This window comes from Mycobacterium sp. 1482292.6 (assembly GCF_001672995.1).
In the GTDB taxonomy this organism is placed as follows: domain Bacteria; phylum Actinomycetota; class Actinomycetes; order Mycobacteriales; family Mycobacteriaceae; genus Mycobacterium; species Mycobacterium europaeum_A.
In genome coordinates this window covers 1-5,725 of record NZ_LZKV01000083.1, presented here as the reverse complement: position 1 = coordinate 5,725, position 5,725 = coordinate 1, and the positions used below count along the sequence as shown (strand labels likewise).

Annotated in this window: 7 protein-coding genes; 4 read left to right on the top strand and 3 right to left on the bottom strand. The window is 67.5% G+C overall.

From position 1 onward, the window contains the following. The coding region (locus A5624_RS08285) for an acyl-CoA dehydrogenase family protein (protein WP_066864410.1) at positions 1-923 on the top strand (923 nt) is incomplete at its 5' end. Between the two features lie 16 nt (positions 924-939). On the opposite strand, the gene mntR is transcribed toward A5624_RS08285, so the two are convergent. After that, positions 940-1,644: a manganese-binding transcriptional regulator MntR gene (mntR, locus tag A5624_RS08280; protein ID WP_066864407.1), complete on the bottom strand. Its 705-nt coding sequence runs from the start codon at positions 1,642-1,644 to the stop codon at positions 940-942. 113 nt (positions 1,645-1,757) lie between these two features. Here mntR and A5624_RS08275 point away from each other — a divergent pair, with 113 nt between their 5' ends. Further along, complete coding sequence (locus A5624_RS08275) at positions 1,758-2,744, top strand: bifunctional riboflavin kinase/FAD synthetase (RefSeq protein ID WP_066864403.1); 987 nt, start codon at positions 1,758-1,760, stop codon at positions 2,742-2,744. 22 nt (positions 2,745-2,766) lie between these two features. Here the strand turns inward: A5624_RS08275 and A5624_RS08270 are convergent, their stop codons facing one another. Beyond that, positions 2,767-3,252, bottom strand: coding sequence for an SRPBCC domain-containing protein (locus tag A5624_RS08270; protein ID WP_066864398.1), 486 nt, complete (start codon positions 3,250-3,252; stop codon positions 2,767-2,769). 3 nt (positions 3,253-3,255) lie between these two features. Then, positions 3,256-3,597 carry a helix-turn-helix transcriptional regulator gene (locus A5624_RS08265; RefSeq protein WP_066864395.1) on the bottom strand — a complete coding sequence of 114 codons (342 nt, stop codon included), beginning with the start codon at positions 3,595-3,597 and terminating at the stop codon, positions 3,256-3,258. A gap of 169 nt (positions 3,598-3,766) precedes the next feature. Between A5624_RS08265 and rpsO the strand changes: the two genes are divergently transcribed. After that, positions 3,767-4,036: a 30S ribosomal protein S15 gene (gene rpsO, locus A5624_RS08260; RefSeq protein WP_007775081.1), complete on the top strand. Its 270-nt coding sequence runs from the start codon at positions 3,767-3,769 to the stop codon at positions 4,034-4,036. Positions 4,037-4,402: 366 nt separating this feature from the next. After that, positions 4,403-5,725 (top strand): polyribonucleotide nucleotidyltransferase (locus A5624_RS08255; protein WP_082976164.1); only part of this gene is annotated, 1,323 nt, incomplete at its 3' end.

Below are 5,725 nucleotides of genomic sequence, written 5' to 3'. Positions count from 1 at the left end.
TGGGCGCCGCGACCATCGCCAGCCGCGGGACGCTGGCGCAGAAGGAACGCTGGCTGCCCGAGCTGATGACGCTGGAAAAGATTGCGGCATGGGCGATTACCGAGCCGGACTCGGGTTCGGACGCGTTCGGCGGCATGAAGACCTACGTCAAACGCGACGGTGACGACTACATCCTCAACGGGCAGAAGACCTTCATCACCAACGGGCCCTGCGCCGACGTCCTGGTCGTCTACGCCAAGCTCGACGAGGGCCCCCGTGAGGGCAATGCGAGCGCGGACAAGCAAGACAAGCGCAACCGCCCGGTGCTGGTCTTCGTGCTCGATGCCGGCATGCCCGGCCTGACGCAGGGCAAGCCGTTCAAGAAGATGGGCATGATGTCCTCGCCGACCGGCGAGCTGTTCTTCGACAACGTGCGGCTGGGCCCGGACCGGCTGCTCGGCGAGAGCGAACAGCACACCGACGGCGACGGCCGCGACAGCGCGCGCGCCAACTTCGCCGCCGAGCGGATCGGGATCGCAATGATGGCGTTGGGCATCATCGACGAATGCCACCGGCTGTGCGTCGATTACGCGAAGAGCCGCACACTGTGGGGCCGCAACATCGGGCAGTTCCAGTTGATCCAGCTCAAGCTGGCGAAGATGGAGATCGCCCGAATGAACGTGCAGAACATGGTCTTTCACACCATCGAGCGCCAGCAGGCCGGCAAGCCGCTGACGCTGGCCGAGGCGTCGGCGATCAAGCTGTACTCCTCGGAGGCGGCCACCGAGGTGGCGATGGAGGCCGTACAGCTGTTCGGCGGCAACGGATACATGGCCGAGTACCGGGTGGAGCAGCTGGCCCGCGACGCCAAGTCGCTGATGATCTACGCGGGCAGCAACGAGGTTCAGGTCACCCACATCGCCAAGGGACTGCTGGCCGACTGACGGGCGGGGAGCGCGGCTAGGCCGTCACCCAGATCGCCCGCGCGGCCGGGCTACCCAAATCGACCGTCGTCTCGGCGCCGTCGCCGGAATCGATGGCGACGGAGATCATGCCGGCGAATTCGCGCCGGGTCAGGACCCGCAGCCGGGAGTCGAGACTGATGCCGACGTCGGTGAAGTAGCGCAGCATCTCGGGGTCGGCGTCGGAGATGCGGGCCACCGTCCCGGTGTCCCCGTCGTCGCACGCCCACAGCTGGCGGGCCGGCGGGGTCGGCACCTGCCCGTCGGAGGCCGGTATCGGGTCACCGTGCGGGTCGCGCTGCGGAAAGCCCAGCTTGGCGTCGATGCGGGCCACCAGGCGATCCGACACCGCGTGCTCGAGCACCTCGGCCTCGTCGTGCACCTCGTCCCAGGCGTAGCCGAGCTCGTTGACCAGGAAGGTCTCCAGCAGCCGGTGCCGGCGCACCATCTCCAGCGCCGCGCGCCGCCCCGCCTCGGTCAGCGTCACCGCGCCGTATTTCTCGTGGTCCACGAGCCCCTGCTCGGCGAGTTTGCGGATGGACTCCGAGGCCGTGCTGGCCGACACCCCGATCTTCTCGGCCAGCATCTTGGTGCTGACCTTCTGCGGTGCGTCTTTCGGGGACCACTCCTGGGCATTCCAGATGACCTTCAGGTAGTCCTGGCCGACCGCGGTGATACCGCCACGCTCCTCGTCAGGGCTCACATCGAGAAAGTTTAGGCAACCCAGGCCTAATCCGGGGTGTTCCCCGACACCATGGCGGCGGTTTGCCCCTTCCGACCTCCCGGCGGACCACTGCGCGCCGTAGGCTGGCGGACGTGCAGCGGTGGCGCGGCCAAGACGAGATACCCACGGACTGGGGCAGGTGTGTGCTCACCATCGGTGTGTTCGATGGTGTGCATCGCGGCCACGCCGAGCTGATCGCGCATGCGGTGAAAGCGGCGCGGGCCCGCAACGTTCCGACGGTGCTGATGACGTTCGACCCGCACCCGATGGAAGTGGTCTATCCCGGCAGCCATCCCGCGCAGCTGACGACGCTGACCCGGCGCGCCGAGCTGGTCGAAGAGCTGGGCATCGACGTCTTCCTGGTCATGCCGTTCACCACCGATTTCATGAAGCTCACCCCGGAGCGCTACGTCCACGAGCTGCTGGTGGAGAACCTGCACGTGGTCGAGGTCGTCGTGGGGGAGAACTTCACCTTCGGCAAGAAGGCGACGGGCAACGTCGAAACGCTGCGACGCGCCGGCGAGCGCTTCGGGTTCGCCGTGGAGTCGATGTCGCTGCTGTCCGAGCACCACAGCAACGAGACGGTGACGTTCTCGTCCACCTACATCCGGTCCTGTGTGGATGCCGGTGACGTGGTGGCGGCGATGGAGGCGCTGGGCCGGCCGCACCGGGTCGAGGGCGTGGTGGTCCGCGGCCACGGGCGCGGTGCCGAGCTGGGCTTTCCCACCGCGAACGTGGCGCCGCCGATGTATTCGGCCATCCCGGCCGACGGCGTGTACGCCGCCTGGTTCACCGTGCTCGGCCACGGTCAGGGGGCGGGGGCCCCCGGGGCGATGGTCCCGGGCGAGCGCTATCAGGCGGCGGTGTCGGTGGGCACCAACCCGACGTTCTCCGGGCGTACCCGCACCGTGGAGGCGTTCGTCCTGGACACCGACGCCGACCTGTACGGGCAGCACGTGGCGCTGGACTTCGTCGCCCGTATCCGCGGCCAGCACAAGTTCGATTCGATCGCCGACCTCATCGACGCGATGGGCAGGGACACCGAACGGGCCCGCATCACCCTCTCGGCCCAGGACTGATTCCAGGAGTCGCCGGCAGGCGTCAGGCGGCGAGCAGGTCGTCGATCTGGTTGATGGCCGAAGAGGCGCCCTCGACGACGCCCATGTCCAGCACCTGCTGCAGCGCCTCGGCGGAGGAGTAGGTGCTCACGTATGTCGCGCGAGTGCCGCCGTTGTGCTCGGCGAATGTGTACACATTCCTCGAGACCGGCAGGTCGGGGTTCGGGTTGAAGTCCAGGTCGGCGAAGCCGTCCAGGAAGGAGAAGCTCGTCGGTTCGTCCACGGCCGTGATCTCCCAGTACCCGGCGTACTTCTGGCCGTCCGGTCCGGTCATGAAGTACGTCGTGCGACTGCCGGGTGTGAGGCTGTGGTCGACGACGGTCGCCGGGTGGGACGGCGGTCCCCACACCTTCTCCAACTGACGAGGGTCGGCGTACACCTGCCAGATTCGGGCCACCGGCGCGGCGAAGTCCGCCGTGATGGTCAGCGTCAGGTTGTCCGGGTCGTGCTGGACGTCGGTCACGGGCATGGTTCAGTCCTCCTGGTTTGAGTCGGATGCGATGAGTTCGTCGACGCGGGCGATGCGATCCCGCCAGAGGGATTCGAGTTCGGTGAGCATCGTGGCCACCGACCGCACGGCCGCCACGTCACCGCTGGCCAGCTGCTCTCGACCGCTTCGTCGTTTGGTGAGCAGGCCGGCCTTTTCCAGCACGACGACGTGCTTCTGCACCGCGGCGAAGCTCATGTCGTACTTGACCGCCAATGCGGAAACCGAGTGTTCCCCTTCCAGGGTCCGGCGCATGATGTCGCGCCGGGTTCGGTCGGCGAGCGCGTGGAACAGGGCGTCCACCCGGTCCTCCTGATCTACGGTCACCCGAGCAACATACAACCAAATGGTTGTATGTTGTCAAGGGCGCAGCGCTGGCCTGCGATTCGGTAGACGGCGCCGCCGCTGATAGACTCGCCAGCCGATACGGCGTGTGCTGCAGTCCGCGGCGGCCACGCACGAGATTTCTCGCGGCACCGATTGATGGAGTTAGTTCGTGGCGCTTACAGCCGAGCAGAAAAAAGAAATCCTGGGCAATTACGGCCTGCATGGCACCGACACCGGTTCGCCTGAGGCGCAGGTCGCGCTGCTGACCAAGCGGATCGCCGACCTGACCGAGCACCTGAAGGTGCACAAGCACGACCACCACTCGCGTCGCGGACTGTTGCTGCTGGTCGGCCGCCGTCGCCGGCTGCTCAAGTACGTCGCGCAGATCGACGTCGAGCGGTACCGCTCGCTGGTCGAGCGGCTGGGCCTGCGTCGCTGACGCAGCCCCCACCGGGGCGTTCGCGGCCCCGCAAATTCCGAGCGATATGGCGGGCAGGGGTCGCCCGTGTAGAGTGAGGACGTTCTGGGCCGGTTCGGCCCGAGCAAATGGTGCGGTCACGCAGATCCGCGTGTGCCGTTCCAGCGTGTCACTACGCACGTTCGAGGGAGCAGCCAGTCTGCATCGGGCGGTCTTCGGTAGTGGCTGCCGGGCTCTCCGGATCTGGGGCAGGTCGGCCGCTTCGATCGATGGCCGTAGCCGTATTCAGACTCAGCGCCTCCCGCGGGTGACCCGTGGCCGTCAGGCCTGCGGTTCGCGCGTGGCCACGCGAAAAAGCTGAATACAAGAGAGGCCGTACGGACGTCCATGTCTGTCGCTGAAATTGAAGAGGGCGTGTTCGAGGCGACCGCCACCATCGACAACGGGAGCTTCGGCACCCGCACCATCCGTTTCGAGACCGGCCGGTTGGCCCAGCAGGCCGCTGGCGCCGTGGTCGCGTACCTCGACGAAGAGAACATGCTGTTGTCGGCGACGACCGCCAGCAAGAGCCCCAAGGAGCACTTCGACTTCTTCCCGCTGACCGTGGATGTCGAGGAGCGGATGTATGCCGCCGGTCGCATCCCCGGTTCGTTCTTCCGTCGCGAGGGCCGTCCCTCCACCGACGCGATCCTGACCTGCCGGCTCATCGACCGGCCGCTGCGCCCGTCGTTCGTCTCCGGGCTGCGTAACGAGATCCAGGTCGTGGTGACCATCCTGAGCCTGGATCCCAACGACCTGTACGACGTGCTGGCGATCAACGCCGCGTCGGCCTCGACCCAGCTGAGCGGGCTGCCGTTCTCGGGTCCCATCGGTGGGGTGCGGGTCGCGCTGATCGACGGCACCTGGGTGGCGTTCCCGACCGTCGAGCAGCTCGAGCGGGCCGTGTTCGACATGGTGGTGGCCGGCCGCATAGTCGGCGAAGGCGACAAAAAAGACGTGGCCATCATGATGGTCGAGGCCGAGGCGACCGAGAACGTCATCGAGCTCGTCGAGGGCGGCGCCCCGGCGCCGACGGAAACCGTTGTGGCCGAAGGCCTCGAGGCCGCCAAGCCGTTCATCGCCGCGCTGTGTAGCGCGCAGGAGGAACTGGCCGGGGCGGCCGCCAAACCGGCCGGCGAGTTCCCGACGTTCCCGGACTACGGCGACGACGTCTACTACTCGGTGGCCTCGGTGGCCACCGACGAGCTGGCCAAGGCGCTGACCATCGGCGGCAAGGCCGAGCGTGACGCGCGCACCGACGAGCTCAAGGCCGAGGTGCTCGCGCGCCTTGCTGGGGACTCTGGGACCTACGAGGGCCGCGAGAAAGAGATCAGCGCCGCCTACCGGTCACTGACCAAAAAGCTGGTGCGCCAGCGCATCCTGACCGATCACTTCCGCATCGACGGCCGCGGCATCACCGACATCCGCGCGTTGTCGGCCGAGGTGGCCGTGGTGCCGCGGGCGCACGGCAGCGCGCTGTTCCAGCGCGGTGAGACCCAGATCCTGGGCGTCACCACGCTCGACATGGTCAAGATGGCCCAGCAGATCGATTCGCTGGGGCCCGAGACCTCGAAGCGCTACATGCACCACTACAACTTCCCGCCGTTCTCGACCGGCGAGACCGGCCGGGTGGGCTCACCCAAGCGGCGCGAGATCGGGCACGGCGCCCTG